The organism is Burkholderia sp. IO2 (genome assembly GCF_029522185.1).
In the GTDB taxonomy this organism is placed as follows: Bacteria; Pseudomonadota; Gammaproteobacteria; order Burkholderiales; family Burkholderiaceae; genus Burkholderia; species Burkholderia cenocepacia.
Genome location: NZ_JAKWFH010000062.1, coordinates 20,082 through 43,035 on the forward strand (window position 1 = coordinate 20,082; position 22,954 = coordinate 43,035).

Below are 22,954 nucleotides of genomic sequence, written 5' to 3' on the forward strand. Positions count from 1 at the left end.
GTTCGCGCGCCACGGACTACAGCTGCACCGGCGTGACACCCGCGGGCGCCGGCTCCGCCTGAAAGCGCGCGAGATCCTCCTCGCTGCGATGGCACAGCACCTGCGCGCCGTTCCCGAGCGTGCGCAGCGACGGGGCCGTGCGGTTGCACACGCCGTCCACGCGCATCGCGCAGCGCGACAGGAACGGACACAGCTCGGCCTCGTGCTCGCGCTCGCCGATCGGCACCAGCGGACGATGGCAGCGCTCGGCCGCATCGTCGAGCCAGCCCGCGCGCAATTCCGGCGCGGACGACACCAGCAGATGCGAATACGGGTGATAAGGCGGCGCGCACAGCGCGTCGCGACTGCCCGTCTCCACGCGCCGGCCCGCATACAGCACGACGATGTCGTCGCTGATCGCGCGCACCTTCGCGATGTCGTGCGTGATGAACACGTACGACACGCCGAGCTTCGCCTGCAGGTCGCGCAGCAGTTCGATGATCGCGGCGCCGACCACGGTGTCGAGCGCCGACGTGACCTCGTCGCACAGGATCAGGTCGGGTTCGGCGGCGAGCGCCCGCGCGAGATTCACGCGCTGCTTCTGCCCGCCGGACAATTCGCCGGTACGCCGCGCGGCCACCGCCGGCGGCAGCCGCACGAGTTCGAGCAGTTCCGCGACGCGCTGCCGCGCACGCGCGCCCTTGATCCCGTGATAGAACGCGAGCGGTCGCGCGAGCGTGCGCTCGACGGTATGCACCGGATTGAGCGCGGTATCGGCGTTCTGGAACACGATCTGCACGCGGCGATGCTGCTCCTTCGTGCGCTTGCCGATATCGCGCGCGAGCGGCACGCCGTCGAGCAGGATCTCGCCGCCGGTCGCCGGCACGAGGCCCGCGATCACCTTCGCGAGCGTCGTCTTGCCGGAACCGGATTCGCCGATCACGCCGACGGTCTGCCCGCGCCCGATGCGCAGGTCGACTTCATGCAGGATCACCTTCGCGGGCCAGCCGTTCGCCGCGCGGCCGCCGTAACCGGCGATCGCGCCGCGCACGTCGAGCAGCGGCGCCGGCGCGGCCGGTCGTCGCACTTCCCCGCCACGTTCGGCATCGTTCGGCGTGACCGCCGCGATCAGGCTCTGCGTGTACGGATGCGTCGGCGCATGCAGGATCTGTTCGGCCGCACCCGCCTCGCGGATCACGCCGTCGCTCAGCACGACGATCCGGTCGGCCATCTGCGCGACCACGGCCAGGTCGTGCGACACGTACACCGCGCTCATCCCGTAGCGCCGGATCACGCGCTTGAACGCCTGCAGCACGTCGATCTGCGTGGTCACGTCGAGCGCGGTGGTCGGCTCGTCGAGGATCACCAGTTCCGGATCGGTGATCAGCGCCATCGCGGCCATCAGCCGCTGCAACTGCCCGCCCGAGACCTGGTGCGGATAGCGCTTGCCGATCGTCTCCGGCTCCGGCAGCGCGAGCGCGCGAAACAGCTCGATCGCCTTCGCCTGCGCGTCGCGCTTCGTCATCGTCTTGTGGATCAGTGCGCTCTCGATCACCTGGTCGAGAATCGTGCGCGACGGATTGAACGCGGCGGCGGCGCTCTGCGCGATATACGCGACCTTGCGGCCGCGCAGCGCGGTCAGCGCCGCTGCGGAAAGCGTGCACACGTCGGTACCGTCGAGCTTCACCGAGCCGCCGGCGATCCGGCAGCCGGCGCGCGCATGGCCCATCAGCGACAACGCGATCGTCGTCTTGCCGGAGCCCGATTCGCCGATCAGCGCGAGCACCTCGCCCCGGCCGATCTCGAAGTCGACGCCGTGGACGATCGTCGTTTCCTCGCCGCCCGGTCGGCCGCCGACCACGCGCAGCCCGCGCACCTCGACGAGCGGGTTCGATTCGTGTCGCATCAGTGTCCTCCGGCGGCGCCGGCCGCGCCCTTGCGGCGGCCGCGATGCGGCAGACCGTCGATCAACAGGTTGACGCCCACCGTCAGGATCGCGATCGCGACCGCGGGCATGATCGCGACGGCCGAGCCGTCGCCGAGGCTCGCGATGTTCTCGCGCACGAGGGAGCCGAGGTCCGCATACGGCGGCTGCACGCCGAGGCCGAGAAAGCTGAGGCCGCTCAGCAGCAGCACGACGAACGTGAAGCGCAGCCCGGTATCCGCCAGCATCGGGTGGATCATGTTCGGCAGCATCTCGACGCACGCGATGTACAGCGCGCTCTCGCCGCGCGCCTTTGCCACCTGCACGAATTCGAGCGTGCTGATGTTGACGGCCAGCGCGCGCGCGATCCGGTACGAGCCCGGCATGTAGCTGACCGCGGCGGTGAGCACCAGCAGCGGCAGCGACGAACCGAACGCGGCGACGAACATCAGCGCGAACATCTTCGACGGAATCGACGTGAGCGCGTCGAGCAGCCGGCTCATCGTCTCGTCGACCGCGCGGCCCGACACGGTCGCGAGCAGCCCGAGCGTCGTGCCGGTCAGCGCGGCGAGCAGCACCGCGGCCAGCGCGAGCAGCACGGTCAGCCGCGTGCCGTACAGGATGCGGCTCAGCATGTCGCGGCCGAGGAAGTCGGAACCGAACGGCAGCTTCGCACCGAACGGCGCGAATACATCCGGCGTGACGATCGCGCCGACGTCGTGCGGCGCGAGCAGCGGCGCGAACACCGCGATGAACAGCATCAGGCCGACCATCGACAGGCCGACGCGGCCGCCGGTCGTCAGTCTGATGCGTGCGCCGCGGCGCTTGCGGGGCTGGTCGGGGGACGGCGCGGCGGGCGGCGTCGCGCCTCCCCACGGCGCGCGCGGTTCGCCTGACGGCGGCAGCGCGCTGCTGCGATGAACGGGTTCGGTCGGGTGCATGGGCGGCATCTCGGAAGAAAAACGGGACACTCAGGTCCGCAGTCGCGGGTTCGACACGATCGAGCACAGATCGGCGAACAGCACGAGCATCAGGTACGCGACGCAGAAAATCAGCGTGCATGCCTGGACCAACGGGAAATCGCGGTTGCCGACGGCATCGACCATCAGGCTCGCGAGGCCCGGATAGTTGAAGATCGTCTCGACGACGATCACACCGCCAAGCAGGTACGACAGGCTCAGCGCGATCGCGTTGGCGATCGGCCCGATCGCGTTCGGCAGCGCATGACGCAGCACGACCCGTGCGGGGCTCGCGCCCTTGAGCACGGCCATCTCGACATATGACGCGCTCAGTTGCTCGATCACCGCGGCACGCGTCATGCGCGCCATCTGCGCGATCACGACCGCGCACAGCGTCATCACCGGCATCGCATACGCGCGCAGAAAGTCGTGGAAGCTGTCGATCGGGCCGCTGTACGACAGCGCCGACAGCCAGTGCAGCTTGACGGCGAACACGAGCACGGCGACCGTCGCGATCAGGAATTCCGGCGTCGCGACGAGCGACAGCGTGCCGAGGCTGATCACGCGATCGACCACCGACTCGCGCTTGACCGCCGCGAGAATGCCGAGCAGCAGCGCGATCGGCACCGACACGGCGGTCGTGATCGCGGCGAGCGCCAGCGACTTCGGCAACCGCCCGCCGATCATCTCCGACACCGGCATGTCGCCGGACAGCGAGCGGCCGAAATCGCCGTGCAGCAAGCCGGCGAGCCAGTGCACGTAGCGCACGTGCGCCGGCATGTCGAGACCGAACTGCGCACGCAGCGCGGCGACCGTCTCCGGCGTCGCGGACTGGCCGAGCGCGGCCTGCGCGGCGTCGCCCGGCAGCAGGTTCGTGATCGTGAAGATGATCGCGGACACGATCAGCAGCGTCAGCGCGGTGACCGCGATGCGTCGACCGATCAGCCCAAGCAGGATTCGATTCATGAAACGGCACTCCGGGAAAGATCCCGCGCGACCGGGGCGGTGGCCCGCTGCGGCCGCGCGGCGGCGTCACGTATCGACGTCAGGCGTTCCACCACACATACTCGGCGAACATGAAGCCCATCATCCCGCCGGTCGGGATCGACCCGAGGCCCGCGAGCCGCTTGTCGTAGCCGTCGAGGAAGCTGATGAACGCCGGAATGCCGACCCGGCCCTGCTGCGCGACGAGCGTCTGCATCTCGCCGTACATCTGCTTGCGCTTCGCATCGTCGGTCTCCGAGCGCGCGGCGAGCAGCAGCTGATCGAACTTCGCGTTCTTCCAGCCCGACTCGTTCCACGCGGCGTCCGACTTGAAGAACTGCGTGAACAGCACGTCGGCGCTCGAGCGCGGGTTGATGTTGCCGAAGCCGAGCGGATGCTTCATCCAGTGGTTCGACCAGTAGCCGTCGGGCGACACGCGGTTGACCTGCAGGTTCAGCCCGATCTTCTGGCCGGCCTGCTGCAGCAGCACGGCCATTTCGATCGACCCGTTCGCATCGGACGTCGCATAGATCGGCGGCAGCGCCGTGCCGAGCGCGCCGGCCTTCTGGAACAGGAATTTCGCCTTGTCCGGATCGTGCGGCCGCTGCGGCAGCGACGCGTTGAAGTAGCGATGCCCCGGCGGGATCGGCTGGTCGTTGCCGATCACCGCATAGCCGCGAAATACCGCCGAGCGGATCTGTTCGCGATCGAACAGGTACTTCATCCCCTCGACGAAATCGGGATTCGCGGTGATCGGGCTTTCGCTGCGCATGATCAGGTCGGTATAGAGCCCCGACTTGGTTTCCTTCAGCGCATAGCCGGGCGTCGACGCGACCCGTTGCGTCGAGCGCGGGTCGATCGCGTTGATCAGGTGCACGTCGCCCGACAGCAGCGCGTTCAGGCGCGCGGCGCTGTCGCTGATGCCGATCAGTTCGATCTCGTCGAGATACGGCATGCCCGGCTTGAAGTAGCTGTCGTTGCGCACGCCGACGGTCGACACGCCCGGCTTGAACGACTTGAGCTTGTACGGGCCGCAGCCGATGCCGGTCGCGAAATCGGTCGTGCCGTCCTTGACGATCACGAGTTGCGGCGTCGCGAGGATGACCGGCAGATCGGCGTTCGCGCTGGCGAGCGTGAGCGTGACCTCGTCCGGGCCGCTCGCCTTCGCGTCCGCGAACTGGTCGGCGAGCGGCTTGACCTTCGACGCGGTGGCCGCGTTCTTGTGGCGCATCAGCGAGAACACCACGTCGGCCGGGCCAACGGGTTTGCCGTCGTGGAACGTGACGCCCTTGCGCAGCTTGATGATCCAGGTCTTCGCATCGGTCGTGTGCAACGACTCGGCGAGATTCATCTGCGGCGTGAGGCTCCCGTCGAGCTGCGTGAGGCCGCTGTAGAACATGAAGAAGCGGATGTAGTCCGCGCCCGTCGAGCCCTTGGCCGGGTCGAGCGTATCGGCGGTCGAGCTGGATTCGTTCGCGACCCGGATCTTGCCGCCGCGCTTCGGCGCGGGCGCGGCGAATGCCGACTGCGCGCTCGTCAGCAATCCGCCGCCGCCGACGGCCATCATGCCGCTCGCCGCCATGACCCGCATCATGTCGCGGCGCGTGAAGCCGCCCTTGCCGCCATTGTCGATATCGTCGCTCATCCGAACTGCTCCTGACTGTGTAAAGTGGGTCATAGGGTCCAGCGTGGTTGTTCGATCCCGCCGCGCCCGCTTGCTGGTGGCGGGCGCGACGCCGTGCACATGCAATTCATTTAAGCATCGCCAAAATGCCGGTTGTCCCGATTCGGGCCGCCCTCACGATACGAATCGACCGTTTTGGGTGGCCTGCGCAGCATGATTTGCTGCGTGCGCCGGGGACCGTCGGCGGGTGCCGGCCGCATGCCGGCGCGCACGTGAAAGTTCAGAGGATTGTTCGCCGGCATCCACGCGTTGATCCCGCAGGCGCGACGCGAATGCGTGCAGGCTCGCGCGACGTGGCGATGCCGGCCGCCTGCCGCATTGCGCGTGTTTCTCCCGGGATCGCGACAGGCGGCACCAGGCGTGCGCGGCACCGCACCGGGGAAACGCGTCGCTTACAGCCCGAGCTGCGTCGCGAGCTGGCCGATGTCCGACACTTCGTAATAGTTGTAGAACGGCGTGCCCGGCTCGTGGCCGCGATTCACGAAGGCCTTGTGCCTGATTCCCAGATCCTCGGCCGTCATCAGGTCGTAGCGCAGGCTCGACGACACGTGCAGCACGTCCTCGGGCTTGCAGCCGAGCTTGTCGAACATGTATTCGAAGCCCTGCATCCGCGGCTTGTACGATTGCGCCTGCTGCGCGGTGAACACCGCGTGGAACGGTGCGCCGAGCTTGTCGACGTTGCTCATGATCTGCTCGTCCATCGCGTTCGACAGGATCACGAGCTTGTACTTCGTCGCCAGCCGTGACAGCCCGGCGGGCACGTCCGGATGCGGGCCCCAGGTCGGCACCGCGCGATAGAACAGCTCGGCCTCGGCTTCGTCGAACGTCACGCCGACCCGCGCGCAGGTGCGGCGGATCGCGTTGACGACGACATCGCGATACGGCTTCCACGCACCGAGCACCTCGTCGAGCCGATAGGCGGCGAACGCGCGCACGAATGCCTCCATCGCGGCCGGCGACAACCGGTCCGCATAGATTTCGCGCGCCGTCTCGGCCATCCGGAAATGGGTCAGCGTGCCGTAACAGTCGAAGGTGATGTACTTCGGTTCAAACTGGATCATGATGACGTCCTGTCGGTGTGAAGCCCCCGGCGGGCCGGGGACGGGCTGGGTTGTACGAAATTGAATCAGGGCAAAAAGCCCCGCGCGCGTCGTTTGGCGCCGTCCGAAACGCAGAATCGTCGCGTGTTGCGCGGCGCGGGCAGCACGATATGCGGCGCGTCCGGCGGCGCCGGCCGCTGCGGCCCGCCGCAACGGCCGCGACATCGCGCTTTCGTCGTAGCGGCACGCTCGCGGCAGGAACGATCGAGTTCATGTGACGCGTCGGCACGACGGGCGGATGCGTTCGTGCCGGCCGAGCGGATCGGCGTCGATCCCGAGCGCCGGGCCGCCGCCGGAAAACAGGCGAATCGTCCTATCCGTGCCGCCGCCGCGCTGGCAGAGTGAACAGGTCATTTCCACCCATCCGGAGTCCGGCGTGTCCGACCTCAATCCTTCCCGCACGCTCATCTATCGCCCGTTCACCGAAGCCGACCTGCCCGCCGCCCATCGACTGTCCGAAGCAGTCAAGTGGCCGCACCGGCTCGACGACTGGCGCTTCGTATTCCAGCTCGGCAGCGGCTTCGTCGCCGAGGACGAAACCGGCATCGTCGGCACCGCGCTCGGCTGGCGCTTCGGCGAATCGCACGCGTCGCTCGGCATGGTCATCGTGTCGCCCGAGCGCCAGGGCTGCGGCATCGGCCGCGAACTGCTCACCCGCGTGGTCGACAGCTTCGGCACGCGGACCGTGTTTCTGCATGCGACGCCGGCCGGCGAGCCGCTGTACGCGAAGTTCGGCTTCGACGTCATCGATACGATCGATCAGCACCAGGGCGCCGCGTTCCAGCCGCCGCTGATCTCGCTGCCGCCCGGCGAGCGCCTGCGTCCGCTCGGCACCAACGACGGCCCGCGGCTCGCCGCGCTCGCGTCGCGCGCGGCCGGCTACGAACGCGGTGCGGTGATCGATGCGCTGCTCGACGTCGCGAACGGGATCGCGATCGACCGCGACGGCGAGCTGCTCGGTTTCGCGCTGTTCCGCCGGTTCGGCCGCGGCCACGTGATCGGCCCGGTGATCGCGCCGGATGCGCTGCGCGCGCAAGCGCTGATCAGCCATTGGCTCGCGCTGCACGAGGGCATGTTCGTGCGGCTCGACGTGCCGGGCGACAGCGGGCTGTCGGACTGGCTGCAGGGGCTCGGGTTGCCGCGCGTCGATACGGTCGTCGCGATGGCGCGCGGCACGACGCCGCCACGCGACCCGGCGCTGCGCGCGTTCGCGATCGTGAACCAGGCGCTCGGCTGAGCGGGGCGCACGATGAGTTTTCTCTACAAGGCCGATCCGGTGCGCGGCGCGCAGTGGGCGGCGCGCTTCGCGCAACGCGCGCCCGACCTGCCGTTCCGGATCTGGCCGGACCTCGGCGACGCCGACGCCGTCCGCTATCTCGCCGCATGGCAGCCGCCGGACGATCCGGTCGCGCTGTTGCCGAACCTCGAAGTCGTGTTCTCGGTCGGCGCCGGCATCGATCAGTTCGACCTGTCGCGCGTGCCGCCGCATATCCCCGTCGTGCGGATGATCGAGCCGGGTATCGTCGAAGGAATGGTCGAATACGTGACGCAGGCCGTGCTGACGATCCATCGCGACCTGTTCGACTACGCGGCGCAGCAGCGCGATCAGGTGTGGCGCGAGCGCCCCGTGCGCGCGGCCGCGTCGCGACGCATCGGCGTGCTCGGGCTCGGCACGCTCGGCCAGGCCGTGCTCGACACGCTGCGGCGCTTCGGCTTCCCGTGCGCGGGCTGGAGCCGCACGCCGCGCACGCTCGACGGCGTCGACTGTCATGCAGGCGATGCCGCGCTCGACGCGTTCCTGGCCCGCACCGACATCCTGATCTGCCTGCTGCCGCTCACCGACGGCACGCGCGGCCTGCTCGGCGCGCGCGTGTTCGACGCGCTGCCGGCCGGCGCGTCGCTGGTGCAGGTCGGGCGCGGCCCGCAGCTCGATGCGCCCGCGCTGCTCGCGGCGCTCGCGAGCGGCCGGCTCGACAGCGCGATCCTGGACGTGACGGACCCCGAACCGTTGCCGGCCGGCCATCCGTTCTGGACACATCCGCGCATTCGCATCACGCCGCACATCGCCAGCGCGACGCGACCCGACACCGCGGTCGACGCGGTGCTCGCGAATCTCGCGCGCCATCGCGCGGGACAACCGATGATCGGCGTCGTCGATCGCGCACGCGGCTACTGACGTGCGGGCCCGGCCTGCGGGGCGCGCAGCAGAAAATGCCGAAGCGCCCGGTGCAAACGCCGCGCGCATACGTTTCGGACCGCAAATTGAAGACGCATGCGGATGGCTTGCCCGTTAGCATGAACTCACCGCTGACACCTGACGAGAGCCCCGCCTTCCCATGAACCAAGCCGCGCTGATCGAAGCCGATCGTCAACACCTGATCCACCCCGTCGTCAACTACCGTGCGCACGAGGCGCGCGGCGTCACCGTGCTGGAATCCGCGGACGGCGTGTTCCTGCGCGATGCCGCGGGCCATACGCTGCTCGACGCGTTCTCGGGCCTGTGGTGCGTCAACGTCGGCTACGGCCGCGACAGCATCGTGAAAGCCGCCGCCGACCAGCTGGCCAAGCTGCCCTACGCAACCGGCTATTTCCATTTCGGCTCGCAGCCGGCGATCGAGCTCGCCGAACGGCTCGCCGCGCTCGCGCCGCCGTCGCTGAACCGCGTGTACTTCACGCTCGGCGGCTCGGACGCGATCGACTCCGCCGTGCGCTTCATCACGCACTATTTCAACGCGACCGGCCGTCCGTCGAAAAAGCAGATGATCGCGCTGGAGCGCGGTTATCACGGCTCGTCGTCGATCGGCGCCGGCCTCACCGCGCTGCCGGCGTTTCACCGTCATTTCGACCTGCCGCGTGCGGACCAGCACCATATTCCGTCGCCCTACCCGTACCGCCATCCGCTCGGCGACGATCCGCAGGCGCTGATCGCCGCGTCGGTCGCCGCGCTCGAAGCGAAGGTCGCCGAACTGGGCGCGGACAATGTCGCCGCGTTCTTCTGCGAGCCGGTGCAGGGTTCCGGCGGCGTGATCGTGCCGCCGGCCGGCTGGCTGAAGGCGATGCGCGACGCGTGCCGGCGCCTCGGCATCCTGTTCGTCGCGGACGAGGTGATCACCGGCTTCGGCCGCACCGGCCCGCTGTTCGCGTGCGAGGCCGAACAGGTCGATCCGGACCTGATGACCGTCGCGAAGGGGCTGACCGCCGGCTATGCGCCGATGGGCGCGGTGCTGATGTCCGACGAAATCTACGAAGGGATCGCGGGCCACCGCGCCGATGCGCCCGCGGTCGGCCACGGCTATACGTATTCCGCGCATCCGGTGAGCGCGGCGATCGGCCTCGAAGTGCTGAAGCTCTATCACGAAGGCGGGCTGCTCGCGAACGGCCAGGCGCTGGCGCCGCGCTTCGCCGCGGGACTCGACGCGCTGCGCGCGCATCCGCTCGTTGGCGACGCGCGCTCGGTCGGCCTGCTCGGCGCGCTCGAACTGGTCGCCGACAAGGCACGCAAGACGCGCTTCGACCCGGCGCTGAACGTGCCGGACCGGATCGCGGCCGCCGCCTACGCGAACGGCGTGGTGTTCCGCGCGTTCGGCGACGGCGTGCTCGGCTTTGCGCCGGCGCTGAGCTTCACTGCCGGCGAGTTCGACCTGATGTTCGAACGCGTGCGCAAGACGCTCGACGACGTGCTGGCGGATTCCGGCGTGCAGCGCGCGCTCGACGCCGCGCATGCGCAACCGGCCTGACGGGCCAAGGGAAAGCCGGGCTTGTAGCGGTCATCGTTCGTCTCTAAAGTAACCGGACATTCCATTTTTGCTCTTTCACGTGAACATGACGGACAGCAAGCTGGATCGCATCGACCTGCGCATCCTCTCCCAGTTGCAAAAGCGCGGCCGCATGACCAACGTCGAGCTGGCCGATGCGGTCGGGCTGTCGCCCAGTCCGTGCCTGATCCGCGTGAAGCGGCTCGAGAAGGCCGGCTACATCGGCGGCTACGGCGCGCACATCCAGCTCGAGAAACTCGGCGACGTGCAGGTCGTATTTACCGAGGTCACGCTGGCCGATCATCGGCGCGAGGATTTCGACCGCTTCGTCGCGGCGATCCGCACCGTCGACGAGATCGTCGAATGCCACCTCGCGAGCGGCGGCTACGACTATCTGCTGAAGTTCATCACGCGCAGCGTGAGCCATTACCAGACGATCGTCGAAGGGCTGCTCGAGCAGAACATCGGCATCGAGAAGTATTTCAGTTACGTGATCATCAAGTCGCCGTTCGTCAAACGGCACTACCCGCTCGAATCGCTGTTCGGCGAACGTCACTGACACGCGGCGTGCGTCACCCCCGAACGCGGCAGCCTGCTGTCCGCGCGGGGTAGCCGCGCGCCCACACCGCTCAACCAGCGTCACCGAACCGCCTCATTCAAGGATCTGTCATGCCGCTTACGCTGTCCCGCACCGAACTCGTTCGCACCGCCAACCTGATCGACGGCAACTGGCGCGATGCGCTCGACGGCCGCCGCTTCGCCGTCACCGATCCCGCCACGCTCGAAACCGTTGCCCACGTACCCGACAGCGGCGCCGCCGACGCACGCGCGGCGACCGACGCGGCAGCCCGCGCGCTGCCCGCGTGGCGTGCGACGCCCGCGCGCGAACGCGCCGCGATCCTGCGTGCCTGGCATGCGGCGATCGTCGCGCACACCGACGATCTCGCGAAGCTGATGTCGCGCGAACAGGGCAAGCCGCTGGCCGAGGCGCGTGGCGAAGTTGCGTACGGTGCGTCGTACGTGCTGTGGTTCGCGGAGGAAGCGACGCGCACGTACGGCGACCTGATCCCGCAGCAGCAGCGCGGCAAGCGCTTGAGCGCGGTGAAGGAGCCGATTGGCATCGTCGCCGCGATCACGCCGTGGAATTTCCCGCTCGCGATGATCGCGCGCAAGATCGCGCCGGCCCTCGCGGCCGGCTGCACGGTGGTCGCGAAGCCGGCGGAGGACACGCCGCTGACCGCGCTCGCGCTCGCGTTGCTCGCGCAGGAAGCCGGCGTGCCGGCCGGCGTGCTGAACCTGATCGCCGCGTCGCGCGAGCGCGGCGTCGACGCGGCGGCCGACTGGCTCGCCGACGGCCGCGTGCGCAAGATCACGTTCACCGGCTCGACGCCGGTCGGCAAGCTGCTCGCGCGCGAATCGGCGGCGACGTTGAAGAAATTGTCGCTGGAGCTCGGCGGCAATGCGCCGTTCATCGTGTTCGACGACGCCGAGCTCGAGGCCGCGGTCGACGGGCTGATGGCCGCCAAGTTCCGCAACGGCGGGCAGACCTGCGTGTCGCCGAATCGCGTGTACGTGCAGGCCGGTGTCTACGACGCGTTCGCCGCGAAGCTCGCCGCGCGCGTCGCCGCGCTGAAGGTCGCGCCGGCGACCGACCCGGCCGCGCAGATCGGCCCGATGATCAACGCGCGCGCGGTCGACAAGATCGCACGCCACGTCGGCGATGCGATCGAACGCGGCGCGCGCGTGCTCACGGGCGGCAAGCGCCTGACCGAGCTCGGTGCGAACTATTACGCGCCGACGGTGCTCGTCGACGCGACCGCCGACATGCAGCTCACCTGCGAGGAAACCTTCGGCCCGATCGCCGCGCTGTTTCGCTTCGCGTCCGAGGACGAAGCGGTCGCCGCCGCGAACGACACGCCGTTCGGGCTCGCCGCCTATTTCTACACGCAGGACGTGCGGCGCATCGCGCGCGTGTCGGCGCGGCTCGAAACGGGCATCGTCGGCATCAACGAAGGCGCGCTCGCGAGCGAGGCCGCGCCGTTCGGCGGCGTGAAGGAATCGGGCTACGGCCGCGAAGGCTCGCGCTACGGCCTCGACGATTACCTGTCGATCAAGTACCTGTGCCAGGGCGGGCTCGACTGAGCGGATGAACCCGCGCCGTCCGCAAGGACGGCCGTCGCCGTGTCCGGTCCAGTCACGCGCATTGACATCGGAACCGATCGGTCCATATAATGCATCCAACTTTGGCACCGCATCGATGGCGAAACCGATCAATGGCAAATCCGGCTGGCGTGGGCCGTCCCCGCGAATTCGAACTGAGCGACGCCGCGCGCGACGCGATGGACGTTTTCTGGGATCGCGGCTATGAAGGCGCGTCCCTGCCCGACCTGATCGCCGGCACCGGCTTGTCGCGCGGCAGTCTCTACAAGGCGTTCGGCGACAAGAAGGCGCTGCTGCTGGCGGCGCTCGACCTGTACATGGCCGATGGGCTCAAGGCGACCGCCGACATCCTGTCGCAACCCGGTGCCGTGAAGGATGCGATTCGCGATTCGCTGCTGCGCTATGCGCGCCTGTCCGTTGGCGACGCGGGCCGGCGCGGATGTCTCGCGGTCGCGATGACCACCGAACTGGCCGCGCGCGACGCGGATGTCGCGGAACGCACCGGGCGCATGTTCCGGCGGCTGCAGCAGCTCTATGCCGGTGCGATCGTCCGCGGCCAGGCGAGCGGCGAGATCGCCGAGCAGGACGAACAGGTGCTGGCGCGTTTGCTCGTCTGCCAGATCGAGGGCATGCGCGTGCTGGGCAAAACCGGTATGTCCGAGCCCGACGTGCTCGCGTTGGTCGATCGCACGATGCGCATTCTCGACTGATATTTTTTTACCCGATTTGGAACCGATTGGTTCCGTATGGAGAGCCGCCCATGTCACGGAATGACCCCGTTTCACCCGACCCGCGTCGCTGGGCGATGTTTTCGGTCCTGCTCGTCGGCGCGTTCCTGCCGCCGCTGGATTTCTTCATCGTCAATGTCGCGCTGCCGTCGATCCGCGCGGAACTGGGCGCCTCGTCGTCGGCCGAGCAACTCGTCATTTCATCGTATGCGGGCCTGTACGCGGTGACGCTGATCACCGGCGGGCGATTGGGCGACCTGTTCGGCCGCGGCCGCGTGTTTTTCCTCGGGTTGATCGGCTTTGCGATCGCCTCGACGCTGTGCGGCCTCGCGAGTTCGCCGTGGACGCTCATCGTCGGCCGCGCGTTGCAGGGCGTGACGGCCGCGATCATGGCGCCGCAGGCGCTCGCGTCGATCCAGGCGATCTTTCCGGAATCGGAAAAGCCGCTCGCGCTCAGCTTGTACGGCGCGGTATTCGGCCTCGCGGCCGTGGTCGGGCAGGCGTTGGGCGGGATCCTGATCTCGTTGAATCTGTTGAACCTGGGCTGGCGCACGATCTTCCTCGTCAACCTGCCGCTGGCGATGCTGGTCGTCCTGTTCGGGATTCCGCTGTTGAAGGAAACGCGGGCGCAGCATGCGCGCAAGCTCGACCTCGGCGGCACCGCGCTGTCGATGCTGACGCTGGGCGCGCTGATCGTGCCGCTGATCGAGGGGCGCGAAGCAGGCTGGCCGGTATGGGCATGGGGGTCGCTGCTCGCGGTGCCCGCCCTCGCCGCGTTCTTCTGGCGCTACGAGCGCCGGCTCGGCCGCCGCGACGGCGCACCGCTGCTCGATCCGGCCGCGCTGCGCGCACCGGGGCTGGGCCGCGCGTTGCTGATCGCGCTGCTGCTGTACTCGATCGGCGCGTTCTTCCTGCTGTTCTCGGTGTATCTGCAGAATGCGTTGCACGTCGACGCGCTGAGCGCGGGCCTCGTGTTCTTGCCGTTCGGCGTCGGGTTCCTGCTCGGCCCGTTGTCGACGCCGTTCTGCACACGTGTCATCGGCGCTTACGTCAATCCGTTCGGCATGGGGCTGGAGATCGTCGGGCTCGTCGGCCTCGCGGGGTTGATCGATGCCACGCCGGTCGGGATGCCGCTCGCTGCCGTGCCGCTCGCCGCCGCGCTCTTCGTCATCGGGTTCGGACAAGGGCTCGCGCTGCCGACGCTGATGCGCATGGTGACGGGGCGCGTCGCACCGGCGCTGTCCGGCATGATCGCGGGCATCGCCAGCTCGACGCTGCAGGTTAGCACGTCGCTCAGCGTGGCGATCATCGGCGGCATTTTCTATACGACGCTCGGCACGCGCCAGGACCCGGCGGCCATCGCGCACGCGTTCATCGTCGCACTCCTGTCGATCTCGCTGTTCCTCGCCGTCGGCGCCGCGCTGGGCATCTCGCTCGCCCGCGCACCCGCCGCGCACCCGTCGATGCGGGCCGCCGTCCGTCCGGGCTTCGGCCCTGAACGCAAACGGCCGTAATCGCCCGTCGTCGCCTGTAAACAGCGCAGCGCTGGACGCCGCGTTCGCTGCCGCGAAGACGGCAGATGTCATGGCCGATATCGATGCGTTCACCGATATCGAACCCGATCGGCACATCACGCACGTGTTCTCGCGCGTCCGCGCGCACACGCAAGCGAATCGGCGTCGTGGATGGCGTCAGAGCAGCCCCAGCGCCGACGCCTTGAGGGTCGCCGCGGCGCGTGTCGAACATTCGAGCTTGCGGAACGCCTTCTCGACATGGGTGCGCACCGTGCTCGGACTCATCGCGAGCGCCTGCGCGACCTGCTTGTTGCTCGCGCCGCGGGAGATCGCCCGCAGGACGTCGATTTCCCGCGCGGACAGGCGCGGTCCAGCGCCCGACGCGCGCGGCGCGATGCGCCGGGGCACAGGCGCTCCGCCCGTCACGAGCGCGGCCACCACGTCGCCGCATAGCCGGCCGCAGGCCGCTTCTTCCTGCAACTGGTCGGCGGCGGCCGCATCGCTCAGCGCCGCGCGCCACGGACGCGCCGAGCGCAACGCGACCCATGCCAGCGACGCCGCGAGCACGCGCGCTTCCAGCGTCAGCGCCGCATCGCGCGCGCCGCGAAAATAACCCGAGCCGTCCTGCCGTTCATAGGCATACGACGCAAGCACCGCGGCTTCGCCGAGCGCGCCGGTCTGCCTGCCGGCGCGCTCGGTCCAGTAAGGCACGAGTCGCACCTTTTCCCAGGCGCTCGCGGGCAGCCGCGTCGGCAAGTTCCACACGTCGTTCGGTACCGCGGCCCGGCCGATGCCGTGAATCAGGCCGGCGCGGTACACGCGTTCGCGCGCGGCCTCGTCCGGCGAGAGACGGCCGTAACACGCGGCCGCCGTCGCGGCGACCGAACGCGAAAAACCCGTCATCCACGGCAGTTTCAGATCGATGACGTCCGCGATCAATTCGGCGGACGTCGCGCCCTGCATGTCCGGCGTGGCCAATGCGGCGTCCAGTTCGGCGGGCGCCATGTGCTCGAGCGCCGCCAGCCAGCGCGGTGCGTCACGCTCGGCCGTCTCGACGAGCACGGCCGGATAGCGCGCCCCCGCGCGTTGGCCGATCAATTGGAGCGCCCGTTCGATGCCGTAGGTGCGGCTGAACACGTCGAGGTCGCCCGCAAGCGCGACGATCGATACGGCGGCCGGCACCTGTTCCCGCGCGAGCCGCGCAGGCAGCCCGTTGCCGTCCCAGCTTTCGAAAATGTGCCGCAGCGCGGTTTCCGTCGCGTTGGACAGACCGAGTATTCGCGCGACCTCGCCCGACACTTCGCAATGAATCTGCGCGAGCGGGATCATCGCGACGCCCGCGCCGCCGATCGCTTCGGCCATGCCGGGCCGGCTCTCGAGCATCGCGGCGCGGATCGCGACGTCGTCGCCGAATACCTGCGCGAAACCCGCCGCATTCGCGGTGCAGCCCGACCAGCGCAACAGCGCCACCTCGCGGGCCGTATCGCACACCGCTGCATCGAATCGCGCCGCGTGCGCGAGCTGCGCCGCCAACCAACTCGTACGCGGCGAATGGTCGGTCGGCTGGCCCATGCTGAGATCGCCGATGAAGGCCAGCGCGCGTACGGCGTCGACGATGCGCAGCGGGGCGTGACGGGCTTCGGCGTCGGACATCGGGCGGGTGGAGACATTCGCGGGAGCGGGAAAACGATCATACGCGACGGCGTCGCGGCGTGCACGAGCATGCGCGTCGGCGGCGCGCCGCGGGCCGCCCCGATGCGATGTTCGCCTGGACCAGAGCCTGCCGCCGGTGGAATGGGCCATCGGACATCTGACCGATGGCGGCCGGCCCCGGCGATTGCGATACTCGGCGCACTGGAAATCCGGTCGGCGCCGCATCCGAATCCGCATGGCGGACGCCCTGCATGCCGGCCGGAACGACGATTCAATATACGAAGGAATGCAAATGATTGACCGCTACCCCGAATTCCGTCCCCCTGCCGACGAACACTGGCTGAAACGGTACTACTTTTCCCGCGCGGTGTTCTCGCTGATCTGGGTCGCGCTGGCGTTTTCCGTCGGCCGGCACAGCGCAGCCGGCGCGGCGGTGCTGCTGGTCGTTTATCCGGCCTGGGATGCGCTCGCCAATTTCGTCGACCTGTCCCGCAGCGGCGGGATGGCGGCAAACCGCACGCAGGCGGCCAACGTCGCGATCAGCGTCGTCACGACACTGGCCGTATTTCCGGCGTTGAATGCGGGCCTGTCCGCGGTACTTGCGGTGTTCGGCGTCTGGGCGATGCTCTCCGGCGCGCTGCAGCTCGGCACCGCCGTGCGGCGCTGGAAGCATGCCGGCGCACAGTGGGTGATGATCCTGAGCGGAGCGCAATCGGCGTTGGCCGGGCTGTTCTTCATTGTCCAAAACCATGCGCCGATGCCACCCGCGATCGTCAAGATCGCGGGCTACGCGGGAGTCGGTGCGCTTTATTTCCTGATATCCGCCATTTGGCTGCAGGTGCGGGGGATGCGGCGCAGCGTGTCGTGAGTCGTCGGTCAGAGTGAAGATGTCGCGCCGAGGGTCGCGGCCGCCGTGCTTGCAAGCAAGGTCACGTGTGTGCACCGCATTAACTCGTGTATACGATCGGAGTAGTGAAAAGCGGGGGTTATTTCGCAGTCCCGCGCAGATCCGACGTCAGGACCTGCACACGGCCGTGAATTGCAGTTGCGGAACAACACGAACGGGTCTGAACGACCCATAGCAGACACCACATATCTTGTAACGCAGGGGCTGCTGGAGCATTTCCGCGACCGGTAAGGACGATAAACAGCGAGGCAAGTGCAAGTCAGGGAATCACTGCTGTGCGATGTTGTCTATGAACACGTTTTCGCGGTGGTACTTCATGTATGGCCTCATGCCCTCGTAGCTGTGTGGGCGAATCTTCTGATTCAGAAGATGCATCTCACTCGCCTGAAATGCCCCAAGCTTCTTGCTTATGAGAATCGTGTAGCGGTTGTTCTCGTCAAATGAGATGAGTCCTCGATCAAAGAGCTTGTCCAGTGTTGGTGAAAGCAGTAGCCCATTGTCTGGGCTAAGTCGCTCTGCTCTAGTGGTGCACTCCCGCCAAGGCTTGATGTGCGAAGCAACTAGGATAGACGGTTCAGTGACTTTTGTGACGCTGCAACCTGTCCATCGTTTCAGTAGCTGGTCCCTGAAGTAGCCTTGACCAACACGTGTCTTGATTACAGCTTCCTTCTCGGTTTCGCTGAGAGGGGAGTTGCTCATGAACTCTTGGAATGCTTTGTCATCTGCTGGGTCCTCAGCATCATCAAATGGGTCTGAAACGATTCTTGACGGCATCGGGACATTACGCACCATGAGGTACCGACCACTAAAAGGGTCATACTCATGTACGAACCATTCGAGAAGATCTAGCTCTCTAGCTTCTGCGGATGATGGGTCGGACTCGTCATCTACTGAGAGCTTGCCGTCCAAAATGGCAGTTCTGACAGGTTTGCGCTTTCTGTAAGCTTCAGACACCAGCCGGTCAAATTGCTGGGCCTTCGTGATTTTGTTGCGCAGCTTCATCGCAATACTCGGGTCTTTGCCCTTCACTGCGAGGCTGTCGCTCATACGCTCTACGTCGGCCTTGGAGCTTCCCTCCAGGACAAGCCCGATGTCCTTGATGGCAATCTCACGCCACCAGATGCAGGCTACAAGTGGCTCATTGCCACCACCAAAGGCCCATTGTGAATTGCGATAGCTGTTGCTATATGGGTTCAGTGCTCGATTGTCCACCACGCTTTTTTCCCATAGAGCGACATCTACGCCTGCGGCCTTTACGAGGTCGTAAATTTTCTCGAGCCTTGTGGGTTTAAGAGCCTTATATGTTTGCTCCAGCATCTTCAGACTTCACCTTTCTTTGCGTATTTAGATTCAGGGTGACCACCACTTTGCGAATGTACGGTTTGGGCCGATTGCCGCCCAACGCGATCGACTGTCGCCGGGCCATTGCATCCACTCCATCTGCTCAGTAGAGAGAATTCACGCTCAATTCTAAGTGTGCGATTCGCTGACGAAGACGTTATAAGGCATGACTTCCAGATCTATACTTTCAGGCATAGGCACGCCGTTTCCGCAATAGTCTATTTTGACATCGACTAGATGACGTGACTCGTCGGCAAAGAGCAGAATCTCAATCGCCCCCCCAACCTCCCGGCTTCATCCGGTCCCGGAAGTTCGCTTCAAACGCCATGCGAAAACGCTGTCCACTCGCAGCGATGGCTATCGGGGGATTTTATCGGGCGCGGCCAGCGTCAGTCGATAGCGAGTATAGTGCGACTGCGACATCGATGGCGGTTTGGGGAGTCGCATGAATCCTTGTATGAGATCCCGCATCGTGGGCTCCACGCGGTTGCCTTGCATGATTGCCGCCGTCTACGAACTGAATCATAGGTGCACATCAAAGCAAGTGGCAGTAAGGCATTTCCGCCCGGACGGTCAATTCGTCGGCGTTTATCACTGCAGGTTGGATCACACTTGCATTTCCGTGAACAATCAATGACCGTTCCTGACCGGATGCTCCGACGTTTGGCTGCAGCCGCCTCGGAGAAGAGACTAGCCATTCTTAAAGCCCACCTTTCGGACCGGCCGATGCCGCCCGGCTCGATCTCTGTCCTTACCCCCTACGCAACGCCTGCGCCAGCGCATCCCCCGCCGCCAGAATGTGCGCGGACAAAGCCGCGCACGCTGCGTCCACGTCACCATTGCGTATCGCCTGAACGATGTTTCGATGCTCGTCGTTCGAGCGATCCTGCCAGTCAAGTTGCTGCCACGTCGCGTACAGATGCCGTGAGCTGGCCCGATGCATGTCGCCGATTGCGTCGATGAGCCGCGGCATCCCGCACCGCGCGGTCAATGCGCGATGAAACCTCAGGTTCAGCGTGCCGAGCACGGCTATGCCGTGCGCTGCCGACTCCTGATCGAGGATCGCATCGAGTTCCTCCAGCGCACGTGCGTCGAGCGCGGGCATTGCCTCGCGCAGCGCCAGCGCCTCGAAAGCAGCGCGCATCTTGGCCATTTCGAGCACGTCCGCCGGCTCGAGCGGCGCCGCCCGCACGCCGCGTCGCGGCTCCACCACGGCCAGCCCCTGCGCTTCCAGCCGTCGGAACGCCTCGCGTACCGGCACATGGCTCGCGCCGAACTCTGCCGCGATGTGGTCCTGACGCAGCCACTCTCCCGGCGCGATGACGCCGGAGATGATGCGGTCCGCCAATGCGACGGCGATCCGATCGGCCAGCGAGCGATCGTCCTTGACTTCAAAGTTCATCCCGACCACCATGCATATATTATCTATTAAATTGTAACAAAATCGGAGGCTCCGATGCGCCACCACCGTCCTGTGCGCCTGCAGCACATCGCCGGCATCGGCGTCGATCGCATGGGTTCGATCGCCGATCATGCCGACGTCGACCTTTTGCGACTCGAAAATCTCGATACCGACATCCCGCCCACCTCGGAGGCGCTCGCCGTCACCCGAGAGGCCATCCAGCGAGACTCGGCCAACTCCTATTTGCCATTCGTCGGTCAGGATCTGCTACGCGCGAGCGCTGCCGCCCACGTGTCGGCGCTGTCGGGGCAGCGCTTCACGGCCGACCAGGTGGTGGTGTCGGCGGGCGGGCTCTCCGGCATTCTGAACACGCTGCTCGCCACCGTCGAGACCGGCGACGAAGTCATCGTCACCGATCCGACCTACGCAGGTCTGCTGAACCGCGTCCGCCTTGCGGGCGGCGTGCCCCGGCAAGTACCGTTCGTCTTCACGCCGGGCGGCGAATGGAAGCTGGACCAGGCCGCGCTGCGGGCAGCGATCGGTCCGCAGACGCGGGCCATGCTGCTGATGTCTCCGTCGATGCCTTCGGGCGGCTTCTTCGATGCGTCCGACTGGCAGCTGATCGCGAGCCTGTGCGTGCAGAACGATCTGCTGCTGATCCTCGACAGCGCGATGGAACGGCTGCTCTTCGATGGACGCACGGTCATCCATCCCGCCGGCCTGCCCGGCATGGCGGAGCGTACGGTCACGGTCGGCGCGGCGTCGAAAGAGCTGCGCATGATCGGCTGGCGGGTCGGCTGGATCGTCGCGCCGCAATGGCTGATTCCGGATCTCGTGGCCGTGTCGCTCGCCAATGTCGTGGTGCCGGTCGGCATTGCGCAGGAGGCCGCGGCGGTCGCGCTCGACCATTCCGCATCCGATCTGCCTGGCTACGTGAGCGAACTCGAGAGGCGGCGGGATACGGTCGCCGCCCAACTGTCGGGGCTCCCGTTCGGCATGCCGGCGGGCGGCTGGTCGATGCTGCTGCGCGTGTCCGATTTCGGCCTGACCGGGTCGCAGATGTCGGAGCGATTGCTGCGCCACGGCGTATGCGCGACGGCCATGGCCGGATGGGGCGTTGCCCACGGCGACGCGTATATCCGTTTCGTGTTCGCGAACGAACCGGTCGAGCGGTTGCGCACGCTCGGGGACAAGGTGCGCTTCGCACTGGACGGCGCCTGACGGCTGCTCGCGAGAAAGCGGAGTCGCGCGGTTGGAGGTGTCCGGAAGTCCGTCCGTGATGGTCGAGCACACTCACGCGAGATCACTCCACGTGACGCGATCCATCCGGCGCCGGGGCGGCGCGATGCCCCGGCCCCGGTCGGACCTGACGCCGGGCGAACGCCCTACCGCCCCGCCGGCGGCCGCAGGATGTCGCGCGGAATCGACGCGATCAGCACGCAACTGACCAGCAGGCAGGCGCCCAGCGCATAGGTCCCGTTGTTGATGTCGCCGGTCATCTGCTTCGCGACGCCGGTGATCATCGAGCCCGTGAAGCCGGACAGGTTCCCCACCGAGTTGATCAGCGCGATGCCGGCGGCCGCGGCCGTGCCGGACAGGATCTGCCCCGGAAAGGTCCAGTAGATCGGCATCAGCGCGAGGATGCCGCACGTGGCGATGGTCAGGAATACGATCGACAGCGCCACGTTGTGGGCAAACGCCGCGCTCAGGATCAGAAAGACGCCGCCGATCAGCGCGGGAATCGCCGCATGCAGGCGGCGTTCGCCGGTCTTGCGCGAGTGCGACGCGTTCCACACCATCGCGAAGATCGCCGTCAGGTACGGAATGGCCGTCAGTACACCGATGTGCAGCGGGCTGTGCACCCCCGACGCGCGAATGATCGACGGCAGCCAGAAGGCCAGCCCGTAGAAGCCGGTATTGAAGGTCAGCAGGATGAAGGTGAGCAGCCAGACGCGCGGGCTGCGCAGCGCGGCGCCGATGCTGTGCGACTTGTGCGCGGCTTCGGATTCGAGGTTGCGCGACAGCACCGCCTTTTCGTCGGCGGACAACCATTTCGCCGACTGCGGGCCGTCGCCGAGGCAGGCCAGCACGATGAACGCCACCACGATCGACGGCAGCCCTTCGAGCAGCAGCATCCATTGCCAGCCGCTCATGCCCGACAGGCCGTGCGTCTGTTCCATCAGCCAGCCCGACACCACGCTGCCCAGCGTCAGGCTCAGCGGGATCGCCACCAGGAAGCCCGACATCGCCACGCTCTGGCGGCGCGCCGGGAACCAGTAGTTCATGTACAGGATGACGCCGGGGAAAAAGCCGGCTTCGCACAGCCCCAGCAGGAAACGCAGCGTGTAGAACATGGTGGTCGTCTGCACGTGGAAGAACTGCGCGAGCGGCACGATGAACGCCATCGACGACGACACGATGCCCCACGTGATCATGATCCGCGCGATCCAGAAGCGCGCGCCGTAGCGGTGCAGCAACAGGTTGCTGGGCATCTCGAACAGGAAATAGCCCCAGAAGAAAATGCTCGCGCCGAGCGCATAGACGCTGTCGCTCAGGCTCAGGTCGTCGAGCATCTGCAGCTTCGCGAAGCCGACGTTGACGCGATCCAGATAGGCCACGACGTAGCAGAGCAACAGCAACGGCAGGATGCGCCGCATGACCTTGCGGTAAAGGGCGTCTTCGGACGAATCGGCCGCGGCCGGTGCGGCAGCGGCCTGCGTGATGGATGGCATCGGTCTGTCTCCTTATATCTTCGATTTGCTTCAAACTTCAGTGGTGGCGCGCCGTTTGGCGCGCTGCTTTGCCGGTTGGCGGCTACGGCACAGCTTGTGTCTCCTGCGAGCCGTTAAGCTCGAATCACAGCT

Annotated in this window: 18 protein-coding genes; 9 read left to right on the forward strand and 9 right to left on the reverse strand. The window is 67.0% G+C overall.

Features of this window, described 5'->3' with window-relative positions; genetic code table 11:
• Window positions 1-16: 16 nt before the first annotated feature.
• From MMB92_RS29650 to MMB92_RS29670, 5 genes are all read right to left on the reverse strand, one after another.
• Window positions 17-1,885, reverse strand: a complete 1,869-nt coding sequence (locus tag MMB92_RS29650; protein ID WP_277563131.1) for an ABC transporter ATP-binding protein — start codon at window positions 1,883-1,885, stop codon at window positions 17-19.
• Window positions 1,885-2,844, reverse strand: coding sequence for an ABC transporter permease (locus tag MMB92_RS29655; protein ID WP_012493727.1), 960 nt, complete (start codon window positions 2,842-2,844; stop codon window positions 1,885-1,887). Before MMB92_RS29655 ends, MMB92_RS29650 begins: the two co-directional genes overlap by 1 nt.
• 30 nt (window positions 2,845-2,874) lie before the next feature.
• Window positions 2,875-3,828, reverse strand: coding sequence for an ABC transporter permease (locus tag MMB92_RS29660; protein WP_277563132.1), 954 nt, complete (start codon window positions 3,826-3,828; stop codon window positions 2,875-2,877).
• Between the two features lie 79 nt (window positions 3,829-3,907).
• Window positions 3,908-5,491 carry an ABC transporter substrate-binding protein gene (locus MMB92_RS29665; RefSeq protein ID WP_006482802.1) on the reverse strand — a complete coding sequence of 528 codons (1,584 nt, stop codon included), beginning with the start codon at window positions 5,489-5,491 and terminating at the stop codon, window positions 3,908-3,910.
• A 431-nt stretch (window positions 5,492-5,922) separates the two neighbouring features.
• Window positions 5,923-6,591, reverse strand: coding sequence for a haloacid dehalogenase type II (locus tag MMB92_RS29670; protein ID WP_034203511.1), 669 nt, complete (start codon window positions 6,589-6,591; stop codon window positions 5,923-5,925).
• 415 nt (window positions 6,592-7,006) lie between these two features.
• Between MMB92_RS29670 and MMB92_RS29675 the strand changes: the two genes are divergently transcribed.
• The 7 genes from MMB92_RS29675 (at window position 7,007) to MMB92_RS29705 (ending at window position 14,787) form a co-directional block, all read left to right on the forward strand.
• Window positions 7,007-7,867 carry a GNAT family N-acetyltransferase gene (locus tag MMB92_RS29675; RefSeq protein WP_277563133.1) on the forward strand — a complete coding sequence of 287 codons (861 nt, stop codon included), beginning with the start codon at window positions 7,007-7,009 and terminating at the stop codon, window positions 7,865-7,867.
• Window positions 7,868-7,879: 12 nt separating this feature from the next.
• Window positions 7,880-8,806: a glyoxylate/hydroxypyruvate reductase A gene (locus MMB92_RS29680; RefSeq protein ID WP_006498158.1), complete on the forward strand. Its 927-nt coding sequence runs from the start codon at window positions 7,880-7,882 to the stop codon at window positions 8,804-8,806.
• A 160-nt stretch (window positions 8,807-8,966) separates the two neighbouring features.
• Window positions 8,967-10,367 (forward strand): aspartate aminotransferase family protein, encoded by a 1,401-nt coding sequence (locus tag MMB92_RS29685; RefSeq protein ID WP_241277091.1) that lies wholly within the window; start codon window positions 8,967-8,969, stop codon window positions 10,365-10,367.
• 85 nt (window positions 10,368-10,452) lie between these two features.
• Complete coding sequence (locus MMB92_RS29690; protein ID WP_034178445.1) at window positions 10,453-10,944, forward strand: winged helix-turn-helix transcriptional regulator; 492 nt, start codon at window positions 10,453-10,455, stop codon at window positions 10,942-10,944.
• A 110-nt stretch (window positions 10,945-11,054) separates the two neighbouring features.
• Window positions 11,055-12,527 (forward strand): NAD-dependent succinate-semialdehyde dehydrogenase, encoded by a 1,473-nt coding sequence (locus MMB92_RS29695; protein ID WP_034203508.1) that lies wholly within the window; start codon window positions 11,055-11,057, stop codon window positions 12,525-12,527.
• A gap of 131 nt (window positions 12,528-12,658) precedes the next feature.
• Window positions 12,659-13,255 (forward strand): TetR/AcrR family transcriptional regulator, encoded by a 597-nt coding sequence (locus MMB92_RS29700; protein ID WP_034203507.1) that lies wholly within the window; start codon window positions 12,659-12,661, stop codon window positions 13,253-13,255.
• A 50-nt stretch (window positions 13,256-13,305) separates the two neighbouring features.
• Window positions 13,306-14,787 (forward strand): MFS transporter, encoded by a 1,482-nt coding sequence (locus tag MMB92_RS29705; protein ID WP_277563134.1) that lies wholly within the window; start codon window positions 13,306-13,308, stop codon window positions 14,785-14,787.
• Window positions 14,788-14,964: 177 nt separating this feature from the next.
• Here MMB92_RS29705 and MMB92_RS29710 read toward each other — a convergent pair whose 3' ends face one another.
• Window positions 14,965-16,440, reverse strand: coding sequence for an HD domain-containing phosphohydrolase (locus MMB92_RS29710; protein WP_277563135.1), 1,476 nt, complete (start codon window positions 16,438-16,440; stop codon window positions 14,965-14,967).
• A gap of 292 nt (window positions 16,441-16,732) precedes the next feature.
• On the opposite strand from MMB92_RS29710, the gene MMB92_RS29715 reads away from it, so the two are divergent.
• Entirely contained in the window at window positions 16,733-17,308 is a 576-nt protein-coding gene (locus tag MMB92_RS29715; RefSeq protein WP_062911741.1) for a DUF308 domain-containing protein, read from the forward strand.
• 306 nt (window positions 17,309-17,614) lie between these two features.
• Here MMB92_RS29715 and MMB92_RS29720 read toward each other — a convergent pair whose 3' ends face one another.
• Window positions 17,615-18,664: an HNH endonuclease gene (locus tag MMB92_RS29720; RefSeq protein ID WP_112750341.1), complete on the reverse strand. Its 1,050-nt coding sequence runs from the start codon at window positions 18,662-18,664 to the stop codon at window positions 17,615-17,617.
• 775 nt (window positions 18,665-19,439) lie between these two features.
• Window positions 19,440-20,090, reverse strand: a complete 651-nt coding sequence (locus tag MMB92_RS29725) for a GntR family transcriptional regulator (RefSeq protein WP_241277093.1) — start codon at window positions 20,088-20,090, stop codon at window positions 19,440-19,442.
• 54 nt (window positions 20,091-20,144) lie between these two features.
• On the opposite strand from MMB92_RS29725, the gene MMB92_RS29730 reads away from it, so the two are divergent.
• Window positions 20,145-21,311 (forward strand): pyridoxal phosphate-dependent aminotransferase, encoded by a 1,167-nt coding sequence (locus tag MMB92_RS29730; protein ID WP_058903935.1) that lies wholly within the window; start codon window positions 20,145-20,147, stop codon window positions 21,309-21,311.
• A gap of 164 nt (window positions 21,312-21,475) precedes the next feature.
• Here the strand turns inward: MMB92_RS29730 and MMB92_RS29735 are convergent, their stop codons facing one another.
• Window positions 21,476-22,822 carry an MFS transporter gene (locus MMB92_RS29735; RefSeq protein ID WP_006483286.1) on the reverse strand — a complete coding sequence of 449 codons (1,347 nt, stop codon included), beginning with the start codon at window positions 22,820-22,822 and terminating at the stop codon, window positions 21,476-21,478.
• Window positions 22,823-22,954: the final 132 nt, after the last annotated feature.

Excerpts from the sequence above, each read along its gene's own strand:
- MMB92_RS29735 (WP_006483286.1), bottom strand. The coding sequence starts at position 22,822 with ATGCCATCCATCACGCAGGCCGCTGCCGCACCGGCCGCGGCCGATTCG.
- MMB92_RS29670 (WP_034203511.1), bottom strand. The coding sequence starts at position 6,591 with ATGATCCAGTTTGAACCGAAGTACATCACCTTCGACTGTTACGGCACG.
- MMB92_RS29665 (WP_006482802.1), bottom strand. The coding sequence starts at position 5,491 with ATGAGCGACGATATCGACAATGGCGGCAAGGGCGGCTTCACGCGCCGC.
- MMB92_RS29715 (WP_062911741.1), top strand. The coding sequence starts at position 16,733 with ATGATTGACCGCTACCCCGAATTCCGTCCCCCTGCCGACGAACACTGG.
- MMB92_RS29700 (WP_034203507.1), top strand. The coding sequence starts at position 12,659 with ATGGCAAATCCGGCTGGCGTGGGCCGTCCCCGCGAATTCGAACTGAGC.
- MMB92_RS29690 (WP_034178445.1), top strand. The coding sequence starts at position 10,453 with ATGACGGACAGCAAGCTGGATCGCATCGACCTGCGCATCCTCTCCCAG.
- MMB92_RS29725 (WP_241277093.1), bottom strand. The coding sequence starts at position 20,090 with ATGAACTTTGAAGTCAAGGACGATCGCTCGCTGGCCGATCGGATCGCC.
- MMB92_RS29685 (WP_241277091.1), top strand. The coding sequence starts at position 8,967 with ATGAACCAAGCCGCGCTGATCGAAGCCGATCGTCAACACCTGATCCAC.
- MMB92_RS29695 (WP_034203508.1), top strand. The coding sequence starts at position 11,055 with ATGCCGCTTACGCTGTCCCGCACCGAACTCGTTCGCACCGCCAACCTG.
- MMB92_RS29730 (WP_058903935.1), top strand. The coding sequence starts at position 20,145 with ATGCGCCACCACCGTCCTGTGCGCCTGCAGCACATCGCCGGCATCGGC.
- MMB92_RS29655 (WP_012493727.1), bottom strand. The coding sequence starts at position 2,844 with ATGCACCCGACCGAACCCGTTCATCGCAGCAGCGCGCTGCCGCCGTCA.
- MMB92_RS29710 (WP_277563135.1), bottom strand. The coding sequence starts at position 16,440 with ATGTCCGACGCCGAAGCCCGTCACGCCCCGCTGCGCATCGTCGACGCC.
- MMB92_RS29680 (WP_006498158.1), top strand. The coding sequence starts at position 7,880 with ATGAGTTTTCTCTACAAGGCCGATCCGGTGCGCGGCGCGCAGTGGGCG.
- MMB92_RS29705 (WP_277563134.1), top strand. The coding sequence starts at position 13,306 with ATGTCACGGAATGACCCCGTTTCACCCGACCCGCGTCGCTGGGCGATG.
- MMB92_RS29650 (WP_277563131.1), bottom strand. The coding sequence starts at position 1,885 with ATGCGACACGAATCGAACCCGCTCGTCGAGGTGCGCGGGCTGCGCGTG.
- MMB92_RS29720 (WP_112750341.1), bottom strand. The coding sequence starts at position 18,664 with ATGCTGGAGCAAACATATAAGGCTCTTAAACCCACAAGGCTCGAGAAA.
- MMB92_RS29660 (WP_277563132.1), bottom strand. The coding sequence starts at position 3,828 with ATGAATCGAATCCTGCTTGGGCTGATCGGTCGACGCATCGCGGTCACC.